General features: G+C 41.5%; 22 protein-coding genes and 1 pseudogene. 8 read left to right on the top strand and 15 right to left on the bottom strand.

Translation table 11 applies throughout. The features are described 5' to 3' along the window. Window positions 1-141: 141 nt before the first annotated feature. Window positions 142-957: a 16S rRNA (adenine(1518)-N(6)/adenine(1519)-N(6))-dimethyltransferase RsmA gene (gene rsmA, locus QOL44_RS09750; RefSeq protein WP_134372751.1), complete on the top strand. Its 816-nt coding sequence runs from the start codon at window positions 142-144 to the stop codon at window positions 955-957. A gap of 698 nt (window positions 958-1,655) precedes the next feature. Then, a complete protein-coding gene (gene ppx, locus QOL44_RS09745) occupies window positions 1,656-3,137 on the top strand; it encodes an exopolyphosphatase (protein ID WP_009058304.1) in 1,482 nt (493 codons plus the stop codon). Between the two features lie 8 nt (window positions 3,138-3,145). Here ppx and zwf read toward each other — a convergent pair whose 3' ends face one another. Together zwf and QOL44_RS09735 are read right to left on the bottom strand one after the other, a co-directional pair. Beyond that, a complete protein-coding gene (gene zwf, locus QOL44_RS09740; RefSeq protein ID WP_009058306.1) occupies window positions 3,146-4,657 on the bottom strand; it encodes a glucose-6-phosphate dehydrogenase in 1,512 nt (503 codons plus the stop codon). 74 nt (window positions 4,658-4,731) lie between these two features. Beyond that, window positions 4,732-5,115 carry a hypothetical protein gene (locus QOL44_RS09735; protein WP_009058307.1) on the bottom strand — a complete coding sequence of 128 codons (384 nt, stop codon included), beginning with the start codon at window positions 5,113-5,115 and terminating at the stop codon, window positions 4,732-4,734. Window positions 5,116-5,896: 781 nt separating this feature from the next. On the opposite strand from QOL44_RS09735, the gene QOL44_RS09730 reads away from it, so the two are divergent. Continuing rightward, window positions 5,897-7,789, top strand: coding sequence for a cytochrome c oxidase subunit I (locus tag QOL44_RS09730; RefSeq protein WP_009058311.1), 1,893 nt, complete (start codon window positions 5,897-5,899; stop codon window positions 7,787-7,789). Between the two features lie 286 nt (window positions 7,790-8,075). On the opposite strand, the gene QOL44_RS09725 is transcribed toward QOL44_RS09730, so the two are convergent. Next, window positions 8,076-9,449 carry an MBL fold metallo-hydrolase gene (locus tag QOL44_RS09725; RefSeq protein ID WP_009058312.1) on the bottom strand — a complete coding sequence of 458 codons (1,374 nt, stop codon included), beginning with the start codon at window positions 9,447-9,449 and terminating at the stop codon, window positions 8,076-8,078. A gap of 205 nt (window positions 9,450-9,654) precedes the next feature. Then, a pseudogene (gene tnpA / locus QOL44_RS09720) lies at window positions 9,655-10,058 on the bottom strand (IS200/IS605 family transposase). Between the two features lie 30 nt (window positions 10,059-10,088). On the opposite strand from tnpA, the gene QOL44_RS09715 reads away from it, so the two are divergent. After that, the gene (locus QOL44_RS09715) at window positions 10,089-11,267 is read left to right on the top strand and encodes an RNA-guided endonuclease InsQ/TnpB family protein (protein ID WP_283401180.1); all 1,179 of its coding nucleotides are present in this window, start codon (window positions 10,089-10,091) and stop codon (window positions 11,265-11,267) included. A gap of 214 nt (window positions 11,268-11,481) precedes the next feature. Continuing rightward, window positions 11,482-12,495, top strand: coding sequence for a zinc-dependent alcohol dehydrogenase family protein (locus tag QOL44_RS09710; RefSeq protein WP_009059578.1), 1,014 nt, complete (start codon window positions 11,482-11,484; stop codon window positions 12,493-12,495). A gap of 164 nt (window positions 12,496-12,659) precedes the next feature. Here the strand turns inward: QOL44_RS09710 and QOL44_RS09705 are convergent, their stop codons facing one another. Further along, a complete protein-coding gene (locus QOL44_RS09705; protein WP_009059577.1) occupies window positions 12,660-13,433 on the bottom strand; it encodes an RluA family pseudouridine synthase in 774 nt (257 codons plus the stop codon). A 436-nt stretch (window positions 13,434-13,869) separates the two neighbouring features. On the opposite strand from QOL44_RS09705, the gene QOL44_RS11380 reads away from it, so the two are divergent. Continuing rightward, window positions 13,870-14,007, top strand: a complete 138-nt coding sequence (locus tag QOL44_RS11380; protein ID WP_134372915.1) for a recombinase family protein — start codon at window positions 13,870-13,872, stop codon at window positions 14,005-14,007. Between the two features lie 987 nt (window positions 14,008-14,994). On the opposite strand, the gene QOL44_RS09700 is transcribed toward QOL44_RS11380, so the two are convergent. The 8 genes from QOL44_RS09700 to QOL44_RS09665 all read right to left on the bottom strand — a co-directional run bounded on the left by QOL44_RS09700 (window position 14,995) and on the right by QOL44_RS09665 (window position 22,802). Beyond that, the gene (locus QOL44_RS09700) at window positions 14,995-15,351 is read right to left on the bottom strand and encodes a hypothetical protein (protein ID WP_009059573.1); all 357 of its coding nucleotides are present in this window, start codon (window positions 15,349-15,351) and stop codon (window positions 14,995-14,997) included. A 200-nt stretch (window positions 15,352-15,551) separates the two neighbouring features. Next, complete coding sequence (locus QOL44_RS09695) at window positions 15,552-17,567, bottom strand: ATP-dependent DNA helicase (RefSeq protein ID WP_045086821.1); 2,016 nt, start codon at window positions 17,565-17,567, stop codon at window positions 15,552-15,554. Window positions 17,568-17,626: 59 nt separating this feature from the next. Next, complete coding sequence (locus QOL44_RS09690) at window positions 17,627-18,871, bottom strand: LL-diaminopimelate aminotransferase (RefSeq protein WP_009059571.1); 1,245 nt, start codon at window positions 18,869-18,871, stop codon at window positions 17,627-17,629. A 115-nt stretch (window positions 18,872-18,986) separates the two neighbouring features. Then, window positions 18,987-19,355 carry a sulfite exporter TauE/SafE family protein gene (locus QOL44_RS09685; protein WP_009059569.1) on the bottom strand — a complete coding sequence of 123 codons (369 nt, stop codon included), beginning with the start codon at window positions 19,353-19,355 and terminating at the stop codon, window positions 18,987-18,989. Next, window positions 19,352-20,179: a hypothetical protein gene (locus QOL44_RS09680; protein ID WP_228343223.1), complete on the bottom strand. Its 828-nt coding sequence runs from the start codon at window positions 20,177-20,179 to the stop codon at window positions 19,352-19,354. The genes QOL44_RS09685 and QOL44_RS09680 overlap by 4 nt, the downstream gene beginning before the upstream one ends. 167 nt (window positions 20,180-20,346) lie before the next feature. After that, the gene (locus tag QOL44_RS09675) at window positions 20,347-21,135 is read right to left on the bottom strand and encodes a TIGR00282 family metallophosphoesterase (protein ID WP_009059565.1); all 789 of its coding nucleotides are present in this window, start codon (window positions 21,133-21,135) and stop codon (window positions 20,347-20,349) included. 182 nt (window positions 21,136-21,317) lie between these two features. Next, window positions 21,318-21,617: an RNA recognition motif domain-containing protein gene (locus QOL44_RS09670; RefSeq protein ID WP_009059563.1), complete on the bottom strand. Its 300-nt coding sequence runs from the start codon at window positions 21,615-21,617 to the stop codon at window positions 21,318-21,320. A 210-nt stretch (window positions 21,618-21,827) separates the two neighbouring features. Continuing rightward, complete coding sequence (locus QOL44_RS09665; protein ID WP_009059561.1) at window positions 21,828-22,802, bottom strand: class II fructose-bisphosphate aldolase; 975 nt, start codon at window positions 22,800-22,802, stop codon at window positions 21,828-21,830. 116 nt (window positions 22,803-22,918) lie between these two features. Here QOL44_RS09665 and QOL44_RS09660 point away from each other — a divergent pair, with 116 nt between their 5' ends. Both QOL44_RS09660 and QOL44_RS09655 read left to right on the top strand, forming a co-directional pair. Next, on the top strand, window positions 22,919-23,755 hold the full coding sequence (locus tag QOL44_RS09660; RefSeq protein WP_009059559.1) for a CbiX/SirB N-terminal domain-containing protein: 837 nt from the start codon (window positions 22,919-22,921) through the stop codon (window positions 23,753-23,755). Continuing rightward, complete coding sequence (locus QOL44_RS09655) at window positions 23,718-24,302, top strand: DR2241 family protein (protein WP_009059558.1); 585 nt, start codon at window positions 23,718-23,720, stop codon at window positions 24,300-24,302. Before QOL44_RS09660 ends, QOL44_RS09655 begins: the two co-directional genes overlap by 38 nt. 33 nt (window positions 24,303-24,335) lie before the next feature. Here QOL44_RS09655 and argA read toward each other — a convergent pair whose 3' ends face one another. After that, entirely contained in the window at window positions 24,336-25,619 is a 1,284-nt protein-coding gene (argA, locus tag QOL44_RS09650; RefSeq protein ID WP_009059557.1) for an amino-acid N-acetyltransferase, read from the bottom strand. 98 nt (window positions 25,620-25,717) lie between these two features. Further along, window positions 25,718-26,602, bottom strand: coding sequence for a 4-hydroxythreonine-4-phosphate dehydrogenase PdxA (gene pdxA / locus QOL44_RS09645; protein ID WP_009059556.1), 885 nt, complete (start codon window positions 26,600-26,602; stop codon window positions 25,718-25,720). Between the last annotated feature and the right edge of the window lie 12 nt (window positions 26,603-26,614).

Below are 26,614 nucleotides of genomic sequence, written 5' to 3'. Positions count from 1 at the left end.
TATTGGTTATGATGATGAAAAATAAAGAGACAAACAATCTAAAAAATTTTTTTGGTTATATAGACTAACCACTAAATTTTCAAATAAATTTGTTTTATATTTTTAAAAAATACAGTTCTTTTACATATTTGATTGGGATCTGTGACATTATTTGAGATTAAAAGTTTGTTATCTACCTACCATCTTTCTCCTCTTAAACAACTGAGCCAGAACTTTCTTATCGATCAAAACATGGCAAAGTTGATCGTAAGAGAAAGCCTGCATGGCATGCCATTGCCTCTAGAAGTCTATGAGATAGGCCCGGGACTAGGAGCTTTAACCGAGTTTTTTTTAAATGAAAATATCTCCTTAAAAGCAATAGAAATAGACAGAGGCTTTTGTAAAGTCCTGCAAGAAAGATTTGGCTCTAATCCAAAATTTGAGCTTATTCAAGGCAACGCGCTCGATTTTCCTTTTCCCCATGTTAAAAAAGATACCATTCTTGTAGGAAACCTTCCTTATAACATTGCATCCCTCTTATTAGTCAAACTTTCACTTCTTCCTGAGCTATTTCCTAGGATGGTGTTTACCCTGCAGCATGAGGTAGCCTTACGCCTGCTGGCTAGTCCAAAAACAAAGCAATTTGGAGCCCTCTCCGTTCTCATTCAGTCTCTGTTTCATATCAAGCGATTGAGAACGCTGCCTAAAGAATTGTTTTATCCACTACCCAATGTCTTCTCTGCGGTCGTTTTATTTGAACCCAAGGGAACAGCGGCAAGCTTGACAGCCACCGACAGAACTTCGTTCTATGCCTTTGTCAGGAAAGGTTTTTCTCAACGAAGAAAAAAATTAAGTAAAGTTTTAGGAATTCCTTTGGAGAAAAGAGCCGAGGAAATACCACCAGAACATTGGATAAAACTATGGAGGGAGTTCAAGGATTCTAGTATAGCTAAAAAAGTGGGGGTCTGTAAAAACTAAGCTTTATTTCTCTTCTTTTTAGTTTCACATTGGGAAATAAAAGTAAAAGCTAAAGATTTTCTATAGGAATTCCATGAATAAAGAAGGCAGAGAACCACAAAAAGATCCCCAGAAGAAAAAAAGGTCGGTTGCTGCAGAAAATGTTTATTTTTTTGTTATCATGTTTCTGATCGGCCTATTATTTGTGTTCTTAATCTTTTCGGTCATCAGCAAGAAAAGTTATATGTAAAAAAAGCTTTTTTTTTAACATAAGATGTCATAACCTTTCTTTATGGCATCGAAAAATCCTGAAGATCGAAGAAAAAAGACTATATCGTCTGGGGATATCTATTTCTTTATCGTTATGTTTTTGATAGGACTTTTATTTATATTCCTCATTTTTTCCGTGATCAGCAAAAATACTGTTCACGTTCATGGATAAATGCTTGGGATTTCAAGTCATTTTAAGAACATCGTTTTCTTTCTTAGCTGTTGAAAGGGAGTTTGGAGTAGCGGTAAAAATTCCAGATGGTTCAATTTGCGACTTATAGAATAAAAATTGAAAATATGCCCTCTACACCCACTAAGAGATAGCGGGTGTTAAAATGAATTAAGGAAATAGAATGGCGTTTGTAACCAGATAGGCTCATAGTAACTTTGGGTTAGAAAAAATAGTGTTTTTTTTAAGACTCCCTTGAGATCTTTGCAACTTATAGATTATGGATCTTGCCGCTTCTGTTGACATTGGATCGCACAGTTTTCATCTATTAGTGGTTCAGGTGGAAAATGAAACAATACGGCCCATCGATAAAATTAGGGATCCTGTTGCTTTAGCAGCCGGCTTAGATGAGAATAGGTTCTTGACTCCAGAAGCTATCACGAGGGCTATTAACTCTCTGAATAAATTTGGGGAAAGAATAAAAGCTATACCATCGCATCGAGTACGAGCGGTTGGCACCAATACCCTGCGTATTGCTAAAAATAGTGAGCAGTTTCTAAAACTTGCCGAAGCTGCCTTAGGGCATCAGATTGAAATCATCTCCGGACACGAAGAAGCTCGCCTTATCTATCTAGGAGTTGCGCATTCCATGGAAGACGATGGCCAAAAACGATTGGTTGTAGATATTGGGGGAGGAAGCACAGAACTGATTCTTGGAGAAAGCTTTATTCCTCAGCGAGTAGAAAGTCTTTATATTGGTTGTGTGAGCTTTTCAAAAACTTTTTTCCCTGACGGGATTGTGTCAGCATCTAGACTCAGGAATGCCGAAATATCAGCCTTGCAGGAATTAGAACCCATAGTGGGATCCTTTAAAAAATATGGTTGGCAACGAGTTATTGGATCTAGTGGAACAATTCTAGCCATTCAACAAGGAGTCATTGCAGAGGGATGGTCTAATAGCGGCATTACTGCCTCTTCTTTGAAAAAATTGAGAAAGCATCTTCTATCTATAGGTCAGATTGATAAACTTTCGATTAAAGGCATCGATTTTGACAGAAAACAAGTACTAGCTGGTGGTTTTGCGATTCTTTCAGCCATTTTTGAATCATTAGACATTAAAACCATGGAAGTTTCATCTGGAGCTTTAAGAGAAGGAGTGATTTATGATTTGCTCGGCAGGCTTTGTCAGAAGGATATAAGAGAGAAAACAGTTCGAGAGCTGATAAACCGTTTCCAAATAGACGAAGCGCAAGCCGACAGAGTGCGTGCTCTTTCTGTTTTTTTTTATGAAAAAGTGAAAAAGGATTGGAAAATAGAGGAGGATTTCCATAAGCGAATGATTGTTTGGGCCTCCCTACTTCATGAAATTGGCTTGTTTATATCCTACAGTCAATACCATAAGCATGGGCAATATCTTTTGAATCATCTTGACATGCCTGGGTTTTCTCTCCGAGACCAGCAATGCCTCGCTTTTCTTGTCCGTAGCCATAGGAGAAAGTTTCCACTCTCCGAGCTTCAGTTATTGAGACAAGAAGACCGAGAAGCTATGAGAAAACTTGGAGTGCTATTAAGGCTTTCAGTTCTTTTGAATAGGGTAAGGAATAGTCAAGAGTTGCCTGAAATAAAAATTACAGTTAACGCTAACTTAATTTCCCTTACTTTTCCCAAAGGATGGCTCCAAAACCATCCTTTGACCTCAGCAGATTTAGCAACTGAATCGAAATATTTGATTAATGCTGGCTTCTTTTTACAATACAGCTGATTAAAAAATCAGAATCCTCCTTCATACCAACTTTTCCCGTCTTTCGCAATAAGGACTTGTGCGGCTTCTGGCCCCCAGCTTCCGGCAGGATAATTTGGAAAATCTATTGGAGGGGTACTCTGCCAGAATTCCAGGATAGGATCAACGATTGACCAAGCGGCTTGAGCCTGATCGGCGCGCATGAAAAGAGTGCCATCACCAATGATAACATCGCGCAAAAGGGTTTCGTAGGCTTCAGGAGAGCCTTTTTTAAAAGCCTCTTGATATTTAAATTGCAGATTGACTGGACTTAAACGAATGACGGGTCCGGGGATCTTGGCATGGAATACCAAAGAGATACTCTCCTCAGGTTGGATGTTAAGGATCATTCGGTTGGGAAGCCACTGATCTAGTGCTCGCGGTGGAAATGCTTGATGAGGAATTGGTTTTAAGGTTACCACAATCTGTGTGACCCTTTTAGCTAGTCTCTTTCCTGTTCTTAAATAGAAAGGGACATTTTGCCAACGCCAATTGTCTACAAACAGTTTAATGGCAGCAAAAGTTTCCGTTGAAGAGTCAGGTTTGACTCCCGGTTCTTCTCTATAAGCTACGACCTCTTTCCCTCTTATCCACCCCCTGCCATATTGGCCACGTACCGCGACTTGATGCACTTCATCCACACTGATTTTCCTGACAGCATGGAGGACATCTACCTTTTTATTTCTAATTTCATCGGAATCAAAAGAAACGGGAGGCTCCATGGCAATGAGGCAAAGAAGTTGCAGCATGTGGTTCTGAACCATATCCCGTAGAGCTCCAGCATGTTCGTAATACTCTCCACGCTGCTCTACACCGACTTCTTCAGCCACAGTTATCTGTACATGATCGATGTAACGGCTATCCCAAATGGGTTCCCACCAGGCATTGGAAAATCTCAAAGCGAGAATGTTTTGAACGGTTTCTTTCCCCAAATAGTGATCGATCCGAAAAATTTGAGACTCTTTGAAAACCTTTCCAAGGCATTGATCAAGCTCATTAGCAGATTCTAAGTCATGCCCATACGGCTTTTCAACAACAATTCTCGATTCCCTAGGAGCTTCACATAGCTGAGCAATACCTATATGAGTCACGACTGTTTTAATCAAAGTGGGAGAAATCGCTAAATAAAAAATCCAATTTGGTGCACTATCCCATTTTGTCGCAATCTGTTGTAAGGTATGTTTTAAGGACTCATAAAAGGCTTCTTCCGATAGATCCGCAACAAGATAGGATTCGATTTTTTCAGAGAAACAAGACCACAATGAACTGTCGTATTGGGGGGCAAATGTTTCAATTCCTTTTCGTATATGTTCCCGGTATTCTTCAAGGCTCATCGATTTTTTATCCGCGGCCACGATAGCGAAATTCTCAGGAAGCCAACCAGAACAGTACAAACTAAATAGCGCAGGGAAGAGCTTCCTCCAGCTTAAATCGCCTGCTCCTCCAAAGATAACAAGGATAGTTGGGGCTATTGGATGAAATTTTTCGTTTGTTTGAGTCATAAAGGCAAATGAAGAAAATTTTTATAATTTAAAATCTTTTTCTTAAAGGAAAGTTGTTGAAAATCTGATTTTCTTCATTGAATTTTTTTTAGAACAATCGGTTTACCAAAAACTTTGTGATTAGGATCAATCAGTTCGTTCCCATGGATCAGTAAAATTGTATAAATCTTGTTGTTTGATCCAATTAGAATTTTTGCATCTTGTACTTTGTATTCTGCTTCCCATACATCTCTTTCTTGCGGGTTAGTAGAGGTTTTAGAACGACGCTCCCCTTTGGCTTTCCCATCTTCACTGAGATATAAGGTCATACAAGTGAGTGTGCCATTTTCTTCATTCCAGCAACCTGTATATTTCCCAGATGGATTTGACAATGCAGGCTGTCGGGAACAGCCTGTCGAAAAAACAAAAGCACTGGTGAGCGTAATAACAGAAAATAAAAAGAGGAAAGTACCTTTCATAAATAGATGATTTTTTAGCTTTTTGATAGAACAATAATTCCAATTAAAAGCTAAGAAAATGATTTTGTATTTTTAATTTAAAGTCATAACTATTTTGCAAACCGTTTTCCCAATTGTAGATAATCATGCTCCTATCAAGAGGATCATCGAAGGGGAGATAGCTAAAAATACTCTTGTTGGTTCATGTCATAGAGTGGTCTTGCTACTTTTTGCTCAAACACGCACCAGGCAGGTGACAGGACTGCAAGTTCTCAAGGATAACTGTCCCTCTTCTTTTTAAGCAAGAGAATGCAGGCATTCTTTATTTATCTTTGCTGCTATGGACAAAAGACAAAGCCAAACCTGTTTGCATTGCCTCAATGGTAGCTTCAATGAAAGCATCGGTATAGAAGAATGAGTATTTTAAGTATAGGACAGGCCTTCTGTAAAGAAAGCGGCCGCAATCTCCCATGAGCAGGCATTTCCCAAAGCGATTAGGAGGTGGTTAGCTCTTTAGAAAACCTACTCAACTCATACTGGAAAGAAACTGAAAAAAGCTTGCAGAAGCTATCAGTTGAACTTTGCTCTATATCTAATGGATCAGATTAGCCATCCATGGGAAAACCTATCGGTTGGTTCCTATAGAAAGAGGGGCTCTTTTTGAAAAATATTCCCGAATTTCCTTTCCTTTCTTTTGATTCTAATCTTCTTAAAAAACGCCGATAGAATTCGGAAAGTATGCAAAGTCTTTTCATTTCGAACGATCTGAAGGAGATACGAAGGAAAAAGAGAGGATAAGAATATGGAGAATCAAGATTTTGAGAGTTCTAAAAAGCAGGGGACAGCTCAGAATGCTAATTCATTCGTTGCTGAGAATCCGCATGATGCTCATGTCACAGTGCATGCGGTAGAACTACCCTGGTATCGAAAGTACTTATTTTCTACCGATCATAAGGTCATTGGGATCCAATATATGATCACTTCACTACTTATCGCCCTTTTTGGCTTTGGCCTGATGATCGTCATGCGTTGGCAGCTTTCCTATCCGGGTAAACCGATTCCATTGCTAGGAGGAGTTTTGGAAAATATTTTGGGTCACGATATGTTTCCAAATGGAGTCATGACTCCTCAAGCCTACAATGCCTTTGGTGCGATCCATGGAACAGTGATGATTTTTATGGCCCTTGTACCAGCTTTATTTGCTGGATTTGGAAATTTTGTTGTTCCATTACAACTTGGAGCCCCTGATATGGCTTTCCCAAGGCTGAATATGGCCAGTTTCTGGTGTTTTTTTGTCGGAGCAGTTATTATCATGGTGAGTTTTTTTGTACCTGGAGGAGCCGCAAAATCGGGTTGGACATCCTATCCGCCCCTGGCAGATTTGGCTGATTCTGGACCTAATTTTCATCCCATTTTCAATGGGCAAACGTTGTGGCTTTTGGGGATGGCTTTTAATATTACTGGCTCTTTGCTTGGAGTTATCAACATGATCACGACAATTTTTCAATTGCGTGTTCCTGGTTTAAGCTGGATGCGGCTTCCTTTTTTTGTCTGGGCTGAGCTGGTAACAGCTTTTCTTATGCTTCTGGCATTTCCTCCTTTAGAAGCTGCTGCCATCATGCAATTGATGGATAGATTGGCCGGAACCAGTTTTTTTTCTCCTGATGGACTAATCGTCAATGGACAGCATGCTCATTACAGTGGAGGAGGGGCTCCCCTGCTATGGCAACACCTTTTTTGGTTTTTGGGTCATCCAGAAGTTTACGTCCAGATTCTTCCTACTATGGGAATTGTTGGCGAGATCATTGCCAACAACACGCGCAAACCGCTATGGAGCTACAGAATCCTTGTTTATTCAGTTTTGACAATTGGCTTTGTTGGAATGATCGTTTGGGCCCATCACATGTACATGACGGGTATGGGGCAAGCCATCAGTACTTTCTTCCAACTTTTTACAACTATTATTTCCATTCCTTCGGTTCTCATTGGAACGGTTTTTCTGATGTCTCTTTGGGGTGCTTCGATCCGATTCAATCTTCCTATGATGTTTGCTTTGGCTTGGTTGCCTTTGTTTGGCATTGGTGGACTGACTGGTCTTCCTTTAGGATGGTCTACCTCAGATATGGTCTTGCATGATACCTATTATGTCGTTGGCCATTTCCATTATATGATGGCTCCCACCTCTATCATGGCTCTCTTTGCCGGTATATATTATTGGTATCCAAAGGCAACGGGAAGAGAAATGAATGAGTTTTTGGGCAAACTCCATTTTTGGCCTACTTTCATAACGTTCAATGGGGTCTTTATTCCCATGCTGGTGCAGGGTTTCGCTGGAATCCATAGACGCTGGTATGATGGGGGGCAAGGATGGGAAATGGCTCAAGGTTTGTTATGGCTTAATCATGTTATGTCTGTTTCAGCATGGTTGTTGGCTCTAGCTCAGATTCCTTTTATTATCAATTTCTTCTGGAGCCTTTTCTATGGAAAGAAAGTCCAATCTGATAATCCTTGGCAAGCAACCACTTTGGAGTGGGCAACACCTACGCCCCCAGGGCATGGAAACTTTCTCAAGCCCTTGACCGTTTATAGAGGTCCATATGAATATAGTGTACCTGGAAATGAAAAAGACTATTTGCCTCAATGGGAACCTGATACAAAGCCCGGGGTACCGCAAGCGAAAGTGACAAAAATATAAAGATAAAGAAATAGGAATCAGACGATTCTTGGCAGCGGGGAGGTGTCCCCTTTGATTGTTAAGATAACACGCTAGTTCTATCTCGGTCAACCATAGAACCATATGGTCTTGGCAATCCCGGAACCTCCCGGCGCAAAACCAATGAGAAAAGAACGGACTCGAGTCATACGTAAGCATGGCCCGAATATGTTTTTAGGAACAGCAGAAACCCAAGACTCTTACTAGGTTCTTCATACCTCCGCCAGTCAAAGGAGAAAGGATTTAGCGGGAATGTGGAGGGCCAATGTTAGATTTCTATCAATTTCCCAGGGGGTGGAATAATCAACTGAATCTGTGGACTTTCCTCTTCTAACTTTTGTTTGAACCACTCGAGAGCGGCGGGATCGCCATGAACTAGAATGCAGGTTCGAGGCTCTAAAAACTGGATATAGGAAAGAATATCCTCTCTCAGCGCATGACTTGTTAGGTCGAAATGATCGACTTCACATATGACTGGCTGAGGTTTGCTGGATTTGTTGAGCACTACTAAATTGCCTCTGGATGTAGCCAAAAGTTGACCAGCAGGAGAATCAGGATCACAGTATCCAACAAAAAATATGGAGTGTTTTTCGTTTGGTAAGAATTTTTGAGCTAAAACATTTGAAATGGTATTCTCATTCATCATTCCTGAAGTTACCAGATAGATTTCACCTTTTGAGGGTTGAATCTTCATGGTTTTTTTCCCATTAATGACGATAGGAGCTATCGTATCAAGAATCTTGAAGCCTGGATACCTCCTTAATGATCTGGAAGCTAGCTTGTCATAGATTTCTGAAAAGCTTCTACTTAACCCTCCAATAAAAATAGGACATTTTCGGAGTCTTCCCGCTTGCTGTTCTAGAAAAAGAGTAGTAAGGATTTCTTGCGTTTTCCCGAGGGCAAAAACTGGGATCAAAACAGAGCCTCCTCGATCGAAAGTAGCTTCAATACTTTCAACAAGTCTTTGAATTTCTGTCTCTCTAGTTTTCCCTTCAACCATTTCTTGAGCCCCTCTTGTGGATTCGATAATAAGGACATCGATACCGTTTTGAGGAAAGTCCGCTGGGAGCATGAGGGTTTGTTCTTTGAAACTCACATCTCCCGTATAAAAAATTCTACGGCCTCGGTGAAATATTCGAATTCCTACGGCTCCAAGAATATGGCCACTAGGATAGAATTGAAAGGTAAGAGGCTCATGCTTGGGATTGGGATAGCCGTTAAAGGACCATTCCTTGTTAATATGACAAGCCTGCCACCGTTCCGTGCAACGATCTATTTCCTTATGGGTATACAAGGGATATTCGGGAATTTGTAACTCAGCTCTTTGTTTAAGCATCACTTCCACAGAGTTGTGAAGCAGTGGAGGAGTTAAGTAATAGGTAGGTTCGCTTAAGAAAACTTTAAGCTTTGGATATTTTCTAAGAAAAAGAGGTAAAGAGCCTGTATGGTCGTGATGTGCATGACTAATAAGAAGACAATCCACTGGATAGTCTTCAAGAGATTGAAAATTTGGAGTAGCCAACTCTCCTTCTATTTTGGGATGAAGACCAGCATCCAGAATTATCCGCCCATCCTGGCCAAAATCTAAAAAATAGGAATTTGCTCCTATTTCATTAGAACGTGTTAAATTTATAAATTTCACTAAACCAATGCTAAAATCAAAAGAACTTATCTATTTTGTAAGTTAACTTAATTAACTTATTTTCTATTATAAATCAATAGCAAATCATTTTCTCTCTCTCAATGAAAACCGAAGAAAAGGTTTCAGAATTGTTTCTATTGATTATAAACGGCGCGGGAATACCCATCCCCTTTAGGGGATTGGGATGAGAGCGCCGCAATCCATGCTATTTCCCTTGGCAATCCGCGATGTATCGACGGATGACTTCCGCAGATACTGTACCAGCCGTTCCCACATAGTAAGCTTGCGTCCATAGGTGTTCCCGGCGATGCCCAATGTTCTTGAGCTTCGGGAACCGTTCCCGAGAGCCCCGCGGGACGTGTAACCCTTGAGGAGTCCCACGATCGTTGACGGAGACCAGCGAGGAGATGCCGATACGAAGCAATGCACATGGTCGATGTCTGTTTCCAAAGCTGGCAGCCGAAAACCGTGTTGCCGGCAGCATTCGGCGAGCAGAGCCTTGCAGGCCGCGTCCACCTCGCCGGATAGGATTCTGCGACGGTATTTTGGTATCCATACAAAGTGGTAGGCGATCTGATAATGCGCCCATCGCGTTTTTCCGGTTTGCAATGTATCAGCCATAATGCTAGGATAGCATCTATGGAACGGGTCCGCATCCTATCCTTGAAGCGTATCTCCAAAAGGCAGGCTGCCATCATCCGGCAAGGCCAGATGGAGGCGGCCAAGGTCTGGATGGCGTGCCGCGATATGCATCTCAAGGCTCGCGAGACGAATGCCTCTTGGCCTGGGCGTAAAGAATATCACGAAGCCACCGCCGGAGGACGCTATGCCTTGCATTCCCAAAGCGTCCAACAGGTCTTTTGCGCATTCGACGCAGCCGTGGAAGCAACTGGCAGGAACCGCCGCGCAGGACGCAAGGAGATCCGCTATCCATACAAGGACAAACGCTTTTTCCCTCTGATGTGGCCGGCCCAGGCAATGGGATTGGAGGAAAAGCGGATCATCCTCCCCATGGGACGAGACCGATCATCCCTGGTGTTGCCACGTCCCGCTTGGCTCTCGCGAAAATCCGCTTGCAAGGTCGTCTGGAATGGTCTGCACAACGAATTGCACGTAACCCTGGACGAATCCACAACCGATCCGAACTCGCAAGGAATCACGGAGCGGTGTGCCACGGTGGATTTCGGCCAAATTCACCACGCCGCCGTAGTCACCAACAACGGGAACGCCCTAGTCGTTTCTGGGCGGGGAATGCGAACCATCAAGCGGCTGCACAGCAAGCATCTCGGCGAAATCCAGAAAAAGCGCTCCCGATGCAAGAAGGGCTCCCGCCGTTGGCGCAAGCTCGGACGAGCCAGAGCGGAGCGTACGCTGCGTCATAAACGCAGGATTTGCGACCTGCGTCACAAAGGCATCCGGAAGGTCGTAGACTTCTGCCTGTATCATGGAATTCAATCCATCTTCGCCGGCAACCCGGATGGGGCGCGCCGAGGCGCTTGCGGACGCCGTCACAACCAGCGGATGAGCCAGTGGGAATACGGCAAGGATTTGGACTATTTGATGCAGAAGTCGGAGCAAGCCCGCATCGCGTGCTTCACCGGGGACGAGCGCGGCACGTCCAGCCGGTGTCCGGAATGCGGCCATCGCCACAAGCCCAATGGACGGAACTGGCGATGCCCGAAATGTGGCTTTCAGGGTCACCGGGATGTGGTCGGCGGCGTCAACAGGCATCCGCTGGCCTTCGGTCAGGTGGTGCCGTTTCCAACGCGCATCACGTATCTGCGACCCGGCCTCTGCGAGGGCGGGCCGCCGGGATGAACAACCGGCGGCTGGGAAGCAGTAGTAGCCCGGACACGGGCCAACGTTGTCTAGCTGAAGCACGGCCTCAAGCGCCGCCGGTTCGCCGGCGGGTTCCCCACGGGAACCGCCCACAAGCCGTGCGTACTAGCTAGAAGCTCACCCGCTTCAGCGGGTTGAGAGTGTCACAAAATATGCTCATTCTTTATCAAATGCTGATTGGAAAGATTGAAAAATGAAAGCCATTTTGTTGACCAAACTTTCTCCTTTAGAAGAAAAACCGTTGATACTCCAACAAATGGATCTGCCTCGGCTTAAAGAGGATGAAGTATTAATTCGAACCGAAGCCTGTGGGGTGTGTCGATCCAACTTGCATATGATTGAAGGGGATTGGATAAAAAGGGGGGTGCCATCAAAACTTCCTATTATCCCTGGGCATGAAATTGTTGGAAAGATCGAGGAGGTGGGGAGCCGTGTCTCTCATTTTAAAAATGGTGATCGAGTGGGACTACAGCCTCTGTGGTCTTCGTGTGGAAGATGTCCTTACTGTCGGACTGGGAGAGAACAGCTTTGTCCTTGTAAAGAAATTACCGGAGAGACAGTGGATGGTGGTTATGCCGAATTTGTTGTTGGAAAAGAGGATTTTCTCTATCCTATCCCTGATTCTCTATCAGCGGTGGAGGCAGCTCCTTTATTTTGTCCAGGAATTACGGCTTTCCATGCGATACAAAAAGCTGGACCATTGCTTGGCAAACGCGTGGCGATCTTTGGTATTGGTGGAGTAGGGCACATGGCTGTACAATTTGCTCGTCTCGCGGGTGCCACCGTTATAGCACTGTCTAGAAACCCTAGACATTTGCAAATAGCAAAAGAGCTTGGAGCTCATGATTGTATTGATGCCAATGACTCACAACATTTAGAAAAGTTGAACAAGGAAGGAGATATTGATTGTGCGGTTGTTTTTGCGCCTTCCAATGCGATTGCCCAACAGGCGATCTCGTTGGTTAAACCTGGTGGTAAGATCGTTTTGGGTGTTAATGCTGAGCTAGGAGCATTTTCTTTTGTGGAAGAAAAAGTCATTTTAGGAACTGTTATTGGCCCCAGAGAGGAAATGAAAGAAGTCTTGCGGCTTGCAGCGGAAGGGAAAATCAAAGCAATCAGTCAAACATTTACTTTAGAACAGGCATCGGAAGCTTTGTTAAAACTAAAAAGAGGAGAAATATTATCCCGGGCAGTCCTTATCATGTAAAAAGAATTCCAATGCCATGTTTCGGATTTTGAATTCATTGGTTTAATTGGCAGAATCAAGACTAGCGCTAAGAAAGCCTTAGGGAATTGATGACAAGTCAGTTATCTTTTAGGGATTCAATTCGTCGGTTTCTAGGGGAGCTAGATAGCCAATGGTATAGGGGTTTATGAGATTTCAAAAAATCGTGGATTATGAATTTTCTGAAAACCTTTCGTTAGTTTTAAAAACTGTTCGAGATCATCAGAAAGAGGCAAAAAGACAGTCTGTTTATTCCCTTTCCAGAAAAAAGAAAGAAAAGCTGCATGCAAAGCATGTCTTGGCAAAAGTAGACTTTTTTCCATTTCTTTTGTCCATCCCTGTTTTGAAAAATCCAAAAAGTAGGATGGATTAGGGCCATAAAGTTTATCTCCAACAATAGGATGTTTGATAAGGGATAGATGGACTCTGATTTGATGTAGTTTTCCAGTTTGAGGTTTTACCCATAGTAAGCTGTGTCCTCCGCCATAGCCTAGAGGATAAATTTCTGTGATGGCTTGACTTCCATTTGATTGGATACCTTGACGGATCACGATTTCATTCTCACTCGAAACTCCTAGATAGCCGAGCGGAGCTTCAATTTTTAGATAATCGGCTTTCAGTTCACCCCAAGTAATAGCAAAATAGCCTTTGCGGATTAACCTTTTTTCCATTTGACGACCAAAATACGCTGCTGAAGCATTATTTTTAGCTACCAATAATAGGCCGCTAGTTTCACGATCTAGCCTGTGAATAAGCTTCCATGGAATTTGATTGTTCTGATTATAAAGCCATTCCAGAAGACTGAATCCTCTTTTTTTCTTTGTTGGATGAGAAAGAAAAAAGGGGGGTTTATCGACAACAGCAAAATCTTCGTTTTCTATAATAATCCTTGGCTGATAAGGAGGATCCAAAAAGAGCATAGAAACAAAAAAGAGCTAGCTGACCTATTCCACTTTTTATCATAGGATAGCTAAAATAGCTAAAATTTACTACTTGCTTTTAAATGCCATTGGCAAGCATATCCTATCGAGTCGCTAAAGAGTAGCTAGTTGTAAAAGAAATAACCGAGAATGGAAAGACAATATCCGTTGTATTATCTTTAGAAAAAAATCCAAAGAGAGGGTAAAGAATGGTTATTGCTATTGCCATGCCAATCTAGTTATAAACAGGCATGGCGAACATCTATTCGCCGGAGAAGTTTGGCGTGCTGATTGATCGGAGCGCAAATAGGCAGTAGCGAAAGGCGGAGGGAAGGGGAGGTGCCAGCCAAACGGACTCCGACGAACCGGCGCTATTTCTCATACGAGGATAACCTGTGGGGAGGCTGCCAAAAGGCGATGAGAGCGTCGCTCAAGTGTGTACATAAAAGTATCCAGCGCTGGGCAAGAGGAGGATCTCGAGAATCAGCGGGAAGCGCTGGCAAGGTTTTGCCTGGCTCAAGGCAAAACGGTGGTCGAACGCCTCGAGGATTGCAAGCAGAGGGCTAAACTATAAGAAAAAGAATTTCCTCACGTCAGATGGAGATGAGGGAACGGGGGAGAGATCTCCTGGATCGTGGCGACTCACAAGGACTAACTGGTTCGGTTCGGTTTCGAATGGCCCCTAGAAGTTATGCTCCTCTCTTAGGACCAAATCCCAGTCATAAGTGGGCGAATCCCTCTCTCTGCAGGAAGAGATGCTAGACTTTCTGGAGTTTTCACAGATACCCAAAAAAAGAAATATGGAAGGGTTTGGGGAGTAAAGCAAGCCGCATCCGCCAGCACAACCTGGGGGAAGAAAAAGCGGGCGGCCTTCTGTGCGCTTGGGGCAGGCGGAAATAGAGAGGCAGATAAATACAAGCCTAAGCCCTCTTCTTACCTTACGAAGAGCTTCAGTACTTGTTTCTGAGAATTTACATATAGATGGGGAACGCTCCAAGTAAAGAGCATACCAGGCGCATTCTACTAATGAGTAGCAGTGTGCTTCAAGAGCCAATCGAATTTCTGGCGCCTTCGGGAGGTTACCGTTGAGAGAAGGTAAATCTAGCCTATAGCTCTCTGGCTTTGTCCGTGGTGTGGGTAGGTTCAATAGAAGAATCGCACTGGGGACAAGTTTGTATGCCTGCATGGCGGGTGTGCGAGCTATACGGAGGGGTTAGCGCATACCACCTTAAAAAAAGGATCGGAGGTCGAAAGATTTTTTTCGTGGACGCCGCAGAACTGGCAGCATGCGATGCTATTGGAGGGTTTATCTGTAATAGCGGACTGCCACCTGATGAGAATCCCGATGAGGGGTACGGTTCCGAAGAGGACGGCTCCAGGCACCGGAAGCATGTCTGTTGTAATGGACATGACGAAGTGCTGGATACAGCCTGCTTCCCCCGGAGAACGAAACAGTCTTGGTAGTCTCGGGGCATCCCGACACAAGACTAAGGTGGAATGAACAAACTTGGATCAAGCGTAAGCAAGTCCAAAGTAGGTTTTAGGAACAGAAAAGGCTATATTATTGAACTATTTCAGCATTTTCTATCAAATTAAATCCATCTTTACTAACGACTTTGCCTTTTACAGTAATGATTTGCTGGGCTTTAGAAACAAGTTCTGAGTTTATCGGCTTATGTTCTCCGACTATGAGATAAAGCTTCCCATCTTCGCCTTTCAACCCCACAGGCAATCCTGATCCGATACAAGTTTTGGCACACTTCAAATGTTTTTCGCCTTCAGCTCCATGATCAAGGTAGCAAACCAAATCAATGACTTTGCCTTTGATGACAGTTTTCTCATCCTGGGCATGGAGGGATAAGATGGGTAAAAGAAAACTAAGGGATAACAAAACGAGCAGGTGGATTGTTGTTTTCATAATTTTTATCAGGATGTTTTTATCGTAAAGAATACTCCCTTAATAAGGAAATAGCAATATTTATTGATCAGTGATAAGCTAAACATGTTTTTAGGGGAAAGGATTAGAAGGAAAAGGTGCAGAAGTATTCTCCTCTGGAACAGGCAAAGGTTAGAGAAAAGCTTTTACGTATTTCCTAAATGCAAAGAGCCATTTTGTGGTTATTCGATAATTTCAATAGGGGTATTGGGAATCGAATTAAGAAAAATTTTTCCATATGATTTAGAAAGGATTCTTGAATCAAGAACGGCTACAATGCCTTTATCTTCTTTACTTCTTATTAACCTACCAATCCCTTGGCGGAACTTTAAAACAGCCTCTGGTAGGCTATAATGAACAAAAGCATTCAGTCCTTGCTTTTCTAATTTTTCGCATTTTGCTTGCACTTGTGGATGGTCAGGGGATGAGAAGGGCAGTTTGGTGATGATTACATTTTTTAAGGAATCCCCAGGGACATCTATTCCCTGCCAGAAACTATCCATCCCAAAGAGGATCGAATGTTTGGCTTCCTTGAAAAGTTTCAAAAGCTTGTGTCGAGAGGTCTTTCCATCCTGTACATAGAGAGGGAAGCCAAGTTCGGCAAATTTGGAACTAAGGGCTTCTACCATATTTGCTAATGTCTTACGGTTTGTAAAAAGTACCAAAGCTGATCCTGCTGTCTGTTTGACTAATCTTTCTATCCAGAATGCCAGGGCTGCTTCATAAAAGCTACTGGAGGGATCAGGCATATCTTTAGGAATAAGGATTTTCATCTGCCTTCCGTAATCAAAAGGCGATTCCAAGGAAAGGGTTTGAGAAAAAAGACCAACACGATTTTGGAAAAAAGAAAAACTATTGGCGACTTTTAGTGTGGCACTGGTCATAATTACTGAAACTTCTTTTTCATAGAGGAAAGATTGCAATAATGGGCCGACATCCAATGGGGTAGCCAGAAGTTGCACATTTGATTCGGGATTAGGTTCTTCCAGTTCTATCCAGTAAACATGATCTGGAATACGCATTTCAAAAAAATTGATAATGGCATTACTTTCCAGGGTGATTTTTTCAATACAATTTGTTATTTCTTCTTTGATTTCTTTATCTGGCAAATTTGCTACAGCATGAGAGAGCTTTTCAACAATAGTGTTTAAAGTCTCTGGCAAAGCGTTGGGTAAAGGTATTGGTTCAAGAATTCTGTGTTCTTGAATAGACAGTTTTACAAGATTTTCAGCAATGGATTTAAACAAAGAACCCACTTCTTGGTAAGCTTTGTGCACCATTGGAACGAAATTGCTATCCTTTAGAAAAAGGAGCAACCCCTTGTGAGTGATAGGATTAAAAAGCCGAAAAAGCAAGTTCTGAAGCCGAAATTTAGAAGTTGAAAATCCTAACTGATTGGAAGCGATTTTTTCAATGGTATGCGCCTCATCAAAAATGACGAAATTTTCTCCAAAAGGCAGGCCTTCTTCTTTTTGAAGTTGGGAATCAGTAGTCCTTCCAAGCAGGGAAAAATAAAGGGCGTGGTTAACGATTGTTAAATCTGAGTGAGCACTTTGTTCTCGAAAGAGGTGATAAAAGCAGCGTGGATTGTTGGCGCAATTCCTCGGATGGCATATGCCGGGCTCGGAGCATATTTGGCTCCATAAGTTAAAAGAAGGCAGAGGATGAAGCTCTTCGATATCGCCAGTTTGTGTTCTTACAGACCAATCGTAAATACGCATGATCTCAGTCATCTCAAAAGAAGGAAAGAGGTCTGTCGCATGCTTGAGTACCTTTTCTAATCTTTTGGGACAGATATAATTTTGACGTCCTTTAAGGAGGACCACAGAAAATTCTTTTGGGAAAATCTTTTTCAACAGCGGAATATCCTTGTGAAGAAGTTGATCCTGGAGGTTGAGGGTATGAGTAGAAATTACCCCTCTTTGAGCATTCTTCTGACAATAACAAAGTGCGGCAAGTAGGTATGCCAAACTTTTACCTGTCCCCGTGGGAGCTTCAACAATCAGATGTTTTCTCTTTTGAAGGCTTTTATAGATGGCTTCTGCCATCTGCTTTTGTTGAGGGCGGTACTCGAAATGAGCGGCTTGAGCTAGAGGACCAGAAGGAGAAAAATAAAAGGAAGGGTCTAAAGAGGTCTCTTTTGCCTCTGGATTTTCGAGTCGACCATTTAAAAAACCATTTCTTGATTCGATCGACACAATTCTATTTTCCTCGTTCTTTTTTCCTCGAAAAAAAGTTTGTGTTATCCTATAGAGACCTACGACCATTCCCAGGAACAGTCAGAAAGTCTATCCTTTAACTTTGCCATTATTTCTTTTTCTACTTCTGGGCTTTGAGCTGGATAGGTAACGCTCCATCTTAAGAATGGACCTGCATCATCCCAAGGAACGGTGGAAATAAGTTTTTCCTGAATAAGCCATTCTGTGAGATCCTCAGCGGTCTGAAACCAGATTTCTTTGGAATGGTATCTAACTCCTTTGGGAGCTTCTGTATAAAGAAAGAAGGAGGCCTTTGGCTTTTCAGCTTTAAAACCTAGGCTGCCAAGAGTTTCTACCATAAGATCCATTCTACGCGAATATTTCTGTGCTATCCTTTCGGTGATTTCACTATGATCCAGACAGTAAGCATAAGCATTTTGGATAGCTAGAAATTGACCTGAATCGGTATGATCCTTGACATATCCATACGCCTTAACGAGTTTTGGATTGCCTACAACAAACCCGCAACGCCAACCAGTCATATTGAAATTTTTACTTGCGGAATGAAGTTCAATGCCCACCTCTTTAGCTCCCGGTACAGAGAGAAAGCTTAGCGGTTTGCCTTCAAAAACCAAACCAGCGTAGGCAAAATCATGAATCACAACCAGCCTGTTTTTTATTGCAAATCTCACCACATCTTCAAAGAATTCCCTTGTCGCAACAGCTCCAGTAGGATTGTTAGGATAGTTTAGGACTAAGACCTTGGCCTTAGAAAGGATTTCTTTAGGCACAGTCTCTAGATCTGGTAAGAAATGATTTTCTTTGCGTAATGCTAGATTAAAGACTTGGCCCCCGTAATATTGGGCATGTGTGCCAAATACAGGATATCCCGGAACCGTCATCAGCACATAATCTCCTGGATTGATAAGGGCAGCAGGAAGAATGGATAATGCTGCTTTTATGCCTATGGAGTGGATGATCTCAGTTTGAGGATCAACGGTTACCCCACATACTCTTTGCATGTATCGAGCCGCTGCTTCTTTCAGCCGTTGGCCTCCATTGTCCGCATAAAAGCGATTTTCGGCTTTTGCTGCCTCTTCGGCTAGGATCTTTACAGTTTCCTTGGTGGCAGGCTCATCAGGTTCACCTACGCCAAAATCGAGTAATTCGATGGTAGGGTTATTTGCTTGAGCCAATCGTTTGGCTCTTTTGATTTTTTCAAATTTATATATCTGAGTGCTTTCACCAAAGGAAGCTCCTCCAATTCTTTGGGCAAAAATAGACTGAATATAATCGATATGCATAGCTTTAATTTCTCTTAAAAAAGAATACGCATTTTCCTAAGTAATCGACAAAAAGAAAAATATTGCCAGTTGAATTTTCTTCTTGGAGTTAGCTTGTGCCCTCCTACTCATCCTATTAACTCTTTATGGGAGATCCGATCCAAAGACGATAGGCAGAGTAAAGAAGAAAAAAAGAAAATATTTTTTTAGCTATATTAGCTGGTATTTTCTGAATAGACCATACTCCTATAAGGGCTCCTATGACTCCGAAAATGAGAATAACCCAAACAATAGACCAGTCAATTTTCTGCAGCCAACCGTTAAAAATACTTCCCGCTAGCGCAATAGGAATGATGACTGCTAGGGAGGTGCCAACAGCTACATGGTAGGGGATACCAAAGAAGAGAATGAGTGCAGGAACGATAACGATTCCTCCTCCAACTCCAAAACAACCGCTTGCAAAGCCAGCGGTCAAGCCAAGCAGAATTAATCCTGTAATGTTCATAATCCGTCCTTTTTTACTGTTTCAATATTAGGTTTTGCTGTAATCTCAGAATGAGCAAAATGATATTCTGAGATGCGAATCATTTCATGTTCTTTAATACTTTTTAGAGGTAAAGCCAGGTGATAAATAAAATCGATTGTTTCAGGAAAACTTCCTTCTGGAAGATTTTTTGAAGCATAATAAAACGATAGTTTTTCAAGCCGTGCCAAAAACCAGAAAAGATCTACAGGCTCTGTTAGAGTGACTTTTGCTTCGCTAACGGAAAAATCTTTTTTACGGATTTTAAGTCTTCCTGAAAGGAAATTACATACTTTTTCCATGCGAGTTCTATAGGGAAGATTCTTTTTGGGAGAAAAATCAATAATGTAAAATGGCTCTCCCATACTGGGTGTTTCTTCTCGGACAAACTTTAAATCAAATCGGTGGATAGCCTCATGCAAAGAAAAAAGGGTGTCAAGAGCTTCCCGTGTTATCCTTGCTTCAGAATGAACAAATTTTCTTTCTTTTTCAGAAAATTTATCCAAATTTAGAGGATCTCCTCCGGGACCAACGAAAAAATGGATATCCTTTGTTGTCTCAGGATACCATTGACTATTGAGTTTTTCTAGATGCACTTCTTCTTTAAACGAACTAAGTTTAATGACTTTGGCCATTTTTTCCGATTCTGTGATGATATTTTTTACTAAGAGGTCGACATCGGGATGAGAAAAGGCTTGATAGGGGAAGAAAAGAAACAAAAGCGAACAAATAAACTGTAAAATTAACCTAAGAGCCATAGGAAAAGTGGGAATGCGAATGCCCTGGTTTGGACAGATCCCAAGCATACCTATATCATGTTTGAATGAAACTATAGAAAGTCTCTTCCATGCGACCATACAATAAAAAGGATACGATAGGTTCTTCTCTACAAATCATGATTTAAAAACAACGTTATGAGAAAATTGGGGATGGGAAGGGATAGAACAATGCGTGTCCACACACACCTTAAGTATTAAGATAGATTAAAAGAAAGTTGAATTCTTTCTATTTTTAGGGCCTTACCACTCTGCTCTTCGATTTCAACAAATATCCCATTAGCCTTCGGGTTATTCGTTGCTAACACAAATTTTGTTGGTAACAGGGTTGTATACCTATAAATGATTGGACCAATTTCTCTACCAATCACCGAATCATGCGCTCCACAAAATCCCACATCGGTAATATAGGCAGTACCTCCAGGAAAAATGGTTTCATCGGCTGTTTGCACATGGGTATGGGTACCAACTACGGCAGAAACAGACCCATCCAGAAATCTGCCAAAAGCGATCTTTTCAGAAGTAGCTTCAGCATGGAAATCGACAAAAATACAGGGAGTTTCTTTATGTAATTCAGTAATGATTTTTTTACTAATGAGAAAGGGATTGTCTGTCTGGGGGATCATAAACGTTCTGCCAATGGCACAAAGAACAGCCAATTTTTTCCCATTTCCTTTAACAATAATGTAACCCTCTCCTGGGGTTTCAGGAGGATAGTTAATAGGCCTTAACAATCTAGGTTCATCTTGAATAAAAGAAACTATCTCTTTTTGATCCCATGCATGATCCCCAAGAGTAATGACGTCGATGCCAAGCCTTAAAAATTCATAGGTGATTTTAGGTGTTATCCCGTTACCTCCAGCTGCATTCTCTCCATTGGCTATAATAAAATCGGGTTGATACAAAGATTTAATTTTTGGGATAGCCTCCCTTAACACTTCCCTTCCTGTTTCACCAACAACATCTCCAAAAAAAACGACTTTCAACTTTTTTTTTGTGATAAAATAAATTTTTTTCTTAGACTCGACAAGTCACCAATTAATGCAAAAAACAAAAGAATATAATATGGGCAAACCTAATATTGCAGTTTGCCCATATTGATAAAGATTTAGAATGATTTAATAATACTCAGAATTGCTGGAATAGATCTTAAAAGAAGCTATTGCTATCATCTTCTTGATCTTCCAGAATTTTCTCTATGTCTATGAGGTCTTTCTTCCCTAGGTTTGGCTTCGTTGACAACGATCTGTCGGCCGCTGATACTCGTTCCATTAAGACTATCAATAGCAGATTGAGCTGCTTGAGATGTCTCCATTGTTACGAAAGCGAATCCTCTGGATTGCCCAGTCATTTTATCAACTATAAGATTGATTTCGTTGACTTGACCATATTGTTCAAAAAGTTCTCGAAGATCGTTTTCCGAAATTCGAAAAGGGAGATTACCTACATAGAGTCTTGTTCTATTCATAAAACTAACATTTCTTTAAGGATTAATTCAAAATGGAGATCGGCATCTAGCAACAATGCTAGCACACTTACCCACCACCTTGTTTTTCACTTTGAAACCAAAAATTGGAAACAGAAGTAAAAAACAACAAATAAAGATTCCCTTAGTTGTAGAGAAAAGTCAAAAATTCTTTTTTTAAAAAAGTTTTAGCAAAACAACTCTTTTGATTTATTAAGCTGCTTTATTTTTTCTGAGCTCTAGGATCGAATTTCTGACTTCAGAAAGTGTATTGGCAGAGCCCAATTTTTCACTTCGACTAGCAATGAAATTGGCATACTCCGTCATAAATACTCTCCCTGGGCCTCGGAAATCGAATTCTTCAGGATGATCTCGTAAATACTCCCTATGCACTCTTGTCCACACAAGCCTGCCATCGGTGTCGATGTTGATTTTGGTGACTCCAAGTTTAGCCGCTGGTAAATATTCATTATCATCCACACCGCAAGCGCTTGGATCTAATTTACCTCCAGCCGCGTTGATCCTCATGATTTCTGATTTCGGAACACTCGAGCTGCCATGCATAACGAGTGGAAATCCGGGAAGGTTTTTTTGAATTTTTTCTAAAACATCAAAGCGGATGGATTGTTTGCCTTTAAACTTATAGGCTCCATGACTTGTGCCGATAGCACAAGCCAAAGAATCGCATCCAGTCAATCGAACAAATTCTTTTGCTTGCTCTGGATCAGTCAGACAGGCATGCCCTTCTTCTACCTTAACATCTTCTTCTACCCCGCCTAGCATTCCTAATTCAGCTTCTACACTTACTCCTTTGGCATGGGCCCTTTCCACAACCCGACGCGTAATTTCTACATTCTTCTCAAATGGTTCATGAGAAGCATCAATCATTACTGAGCTATAAAAACCTGAATCGATACAATCATAACAGGTCTCTTCGTCTCCATGATCTAAGTGTACGACAAATACGGCTTCAGGATAAATAGCTTCAGCAGCCCTAATCATCGCTTCGAGCATTCTTTTGTCTGCATATTTTCTAGCGCCTTTGGAGATCTGTATAATAAAAGGGGACTGAGACTGAATCCCTCCACGAAAGAGGCCATGGGTTTGTTCCATATTGTTAATGTTATAAGCGCCCACTGCAAATTTACCATACGCAACTTTAAATAACTCCGCTGCCGTAACGATCATTTTGAAACTCCTTTTGTCTATTTTTTTCTTTTTCTTCTTAATAGTAAAAAGATTTTCTTAAAGAAAAAAATATCTTTTTTGTCAACGATAGAAAAAAAATCAATTAGAGTTATTCTATGAGCTCTTTTCCCCATGCCATCCACTGGTCAAAAGCATCCCTTGTTCTGGCTGGACATGGATCTTTATATAATTCTGAAGCAGCCCTGCCGGTATATATTAATGCAGAGAAGATTCGCAATAAAAAATTATTTGAAAATGTCTATGAAACATTTTGGAAAGAAGAACCTTCTTTTCATCAGACTCTTTTATCTATTCCATCCTCTTTGATTTATGTGGTCCCTTTTTTTTTAAGTCACGGCTTTTTTACAACCAAAGTCATCCCCTCTGAGATGGGAATCGAAGGACCAGTGACTAGAATGGGGAAAAAGATGGTGAGTTATTGTAGAGCTGTTGGTGAAAATCCTAGAGTCTCAGAGTTAATCATCGAGGCGATTGGTCGGGCAATCGATTTTAAGATGGCTAGTTCTATACTTTCTGAAAGTGCTCTTTTATTGGTCAGTCATGGAACCAAAAAAAATGTCCATTCCAAAGAAACAACCTATCTGCATTGGAAGATATTGCAGCAAAAAGGGATCTTTAAAGAATGTCATGTTTTTTTTCTTGAAGAGGAGCCTCGAATTTCCAGCTGGAAAGAGTATGTTAGATCAAAATATATCTTTACTGTTCCTTTTTTTATTTCTGAAGGAGACCATTCCTATGTGGATGTTCCAAAGCTGATGGGGATAAAAAAAAGTTTAAGAACTTCTGCTATCAGCTATCCTCAGGATGTGGAGGGCCGCTATGTATGGTATACCAAAGCGGTAGGGACTATGGAGGGAATGGAGCAAGTAATTCTTGAGCAGGTTGTAGCATTCGATGAATCTTTTGGAGAAGTGGCAAAAGTGGCTTTCTGAAAATCCTCCTCCATTGTATATTGGAGAGCTTCAGATTGCTGAAGGGTACTGGATATACAACCGAAAGGATCAGTGGAATGATTCCCTGGTCTGCCTACCCTCCCTTTTAGATTTGAAGTTATATTTACGCCAAGATGAGCAAGGGTACTACAGACCATTAAAAGCGGAGATGGGCATCCTTCGTGGGTGGAAATATGGGCCAGTTGATTGTCAAGGGCTTTTTTATGCCATTGAGGCAATCTATCCCTTTGCACTGACACATTGGTTTGGTCTAAAAGCAAGGATATTCGGTCCAGTTTCTTTTCAAGAGACCATTGGCAGACAAATTGGTATGTATAAAGTGATAGAAAAAGAAGCAGATTCCATAGCTGATGAGACTGTGGAAGCATTATGTCGGGTAAAATGCCTTAGAAAAAATCTCTGGCATGGAATGTATTCAGAACTCAAAGAAGACGCTTCGATTCCTTTGGTTTGTTTGGAAGCCTGCCCTCTCTTTTTGGAGCATTCAAGAAAACTTTTTTTAAAAAAAAGAAACCACAATCTCTAAGTCGATCTACTCATAGTTGTTGAGGGAGAGCATTTATTGAAGAGACTTATAAAGCACTTTTGAATTTCTACCGTTTTTTTCGTATTTTATTTTTCTTTCCAAAGGGAGAATCGAGGGATCGGCTTCTTTAAATCCCCCTTTTTGCATAAAATAAACATAAGCCCTAGTCGACAGGAGAAAAAGCTGCTTGAATCCCTGTTGCGAGGCAAGTTTTTCAGCATAATGAATCATTTTTCTGCCAATGCCTTGATTTTCATGGCTCTTAGCTACAGAAAGGCAGGCAAGTTCGGCTTGAGACGTTTTGGGATAGGGATAGACAGCCATGCATCCTACAATCTGTTTGTCTAGTTCAAAAACATAATACGATTGGAGATCTCTGGCTATATCCCCAGCTTTTCTAGGCAAAATTTCATCCGATTCGATCGGTTCTTGGATAAGTTTTAAAATCGCACCGATATCTTTTTTACGAGCTGGGCGGATCGATTCATACTGATTGGCATAGATCATCGTCCCTATGCCAGTGTTAGAAAATATCTCTGAAAGCAAAGCTTCATCCATTCTTCCATCAATAATATGCACACGGTTGACTCCGTTTTTGCATGCGTGAATAGCGTGTTCTAATTTGGATCTGAGTTGCTCGGGCTGTGATTTAGAAAAGTTTTTATGAAATTCTTGGGCCGCTTGGACATCTAATTCTCTTATAAGATTGCCCTCATTATCAAGGATGCCAGGGTAGGTAGTAAGATAGATAAGCTTTTCTGCATGAAGGGATTCGGCCATACACTGAGCGACGGCATCGGAATTAATCCGATAACTTTTCCCTTCCCCATCGAAACCGATGGGTCCTATGACTGGAATGATATTTTTTTGTAATAAATACTCGATGAATGGTACGTCAATTTTGTTAATACGGCCTGTAAGTTGATAATCTATGCCGCTGACAATTCCAAAAGGATGGGCGATGATGGCATTTGTGGCACAGGCCCTGAGATCAGATGCTGAAAGAGCTTCTAGTATTTGAAAAGTTACTTTGGAAGAAGCTATAAGGCTTAATTCATGAGTCTTTTGATCGGTAATACCAATTCCTGTGGTATCAGATAAGTCGGTATGTAAAAGCAGAGAAAGCTGCTTTAACTGATGAGCGATCCCATGGACTAACACGACTTTTATGGCAACACTTCTTAATACGGCTAGATCGAGCACTAAATTAGGAAAATTTTCGCTGGCCGCAATGGCTCCATCAATGGCTATGACAAAAACCTTTTCTCTAAATTGAGGGATGTAAGCGAGTATGCCTCTTAAATCGGAAACATTCATTGTAATAATACTTAATCAACAGAAAATATATTATGAAATGTAGAGTGATTCACCGATAACTTATCGGTTGCCTCATAAATAAATAAATAAAAAGTCCTTTACTTTCTGTTTTCTTTAGAAACGAGTTTGCATGCTAGTTTAATAGCTGCAATCAGGCTTCTTGGATCAGCTTTGTTTTTTCCTGCAATATCGATGGCAACACCATGATCAGGGGAAGTGCGAATTAATGGCAATCCCAGTGTGACATTAACTCCAGAATAAAAGGATACAATTTTGAATGGAATCAATCCTTGATCATGGTAAGAGGCCACAACACCGTCGTATTTTCCTTGTAAAGCTTCTTTAAAGACAGAATCAGGAGAAAGGGGACCTTCTACAAGCAAACCACTTCTTTTGAGTTCCTCGATGGCTGGTTCATAGGATTCGTGTTCTTCTTTTCCAAAATGTCCCATTTCTCCCGAATGAGGATTTAGTCCTGCGATAGCAATTTTCAGGGATGATTTTGACTTTAATTTTTTTAAGAATTCAAGCAAAAGGACTGCTGCAAGCTTAATTTTATCCTTCGTTATGGCTTGGATGGCTTCTTGGAGACTTAGATGCGTGGAGAGCAGAGAAAGATGGAGCTTTGGACTGGACATAGCCATGATCACCTTCTCTTTGGGAACACCTAACTTGGAAGCAAAAAATTCAGTTTGTCCTGGATAAGGAAAGCCAATTTGGAAAAGGTTCCCTTTATGAACAGGGGAGGTGACAATGGCTTGGATTTCTTTTTTTTCCCAAAGTTTGAAAGCTTCCTCCAAAGCTTGCCATGCGGCTTCAGCAGAGGAAGGGGATAACTTCCCAGGCTCAAATTTTGTTTTTGGACCGATAATTCTATAGTCAAAACGTTTGGAGATTTTATTACACTGAAGAGCCTTTGAAACGATTTCAGGACCAATTCCGGCTGGTTCTCCTAGAGTGATGCCAATAGTTGGTACATGCATTGGAATGAGTAG

Origin of the sequence: Candidatus Methylacidiphilum fumarolicum, assembly GCF_949774925.1 — a bacterium.
GTDB lineage: Bacteria > Verrucomicrobiota > Verrucomicrobiia > Methylacidiphilales > Methylacidiphilaceae > Methylacidiphilum > Methylacidiphilum fumarolicum.
Note: the sequence above shows the minus strand (reverse complement) of the source record. Positions and strands in the feature narration are given on the sequence as shown.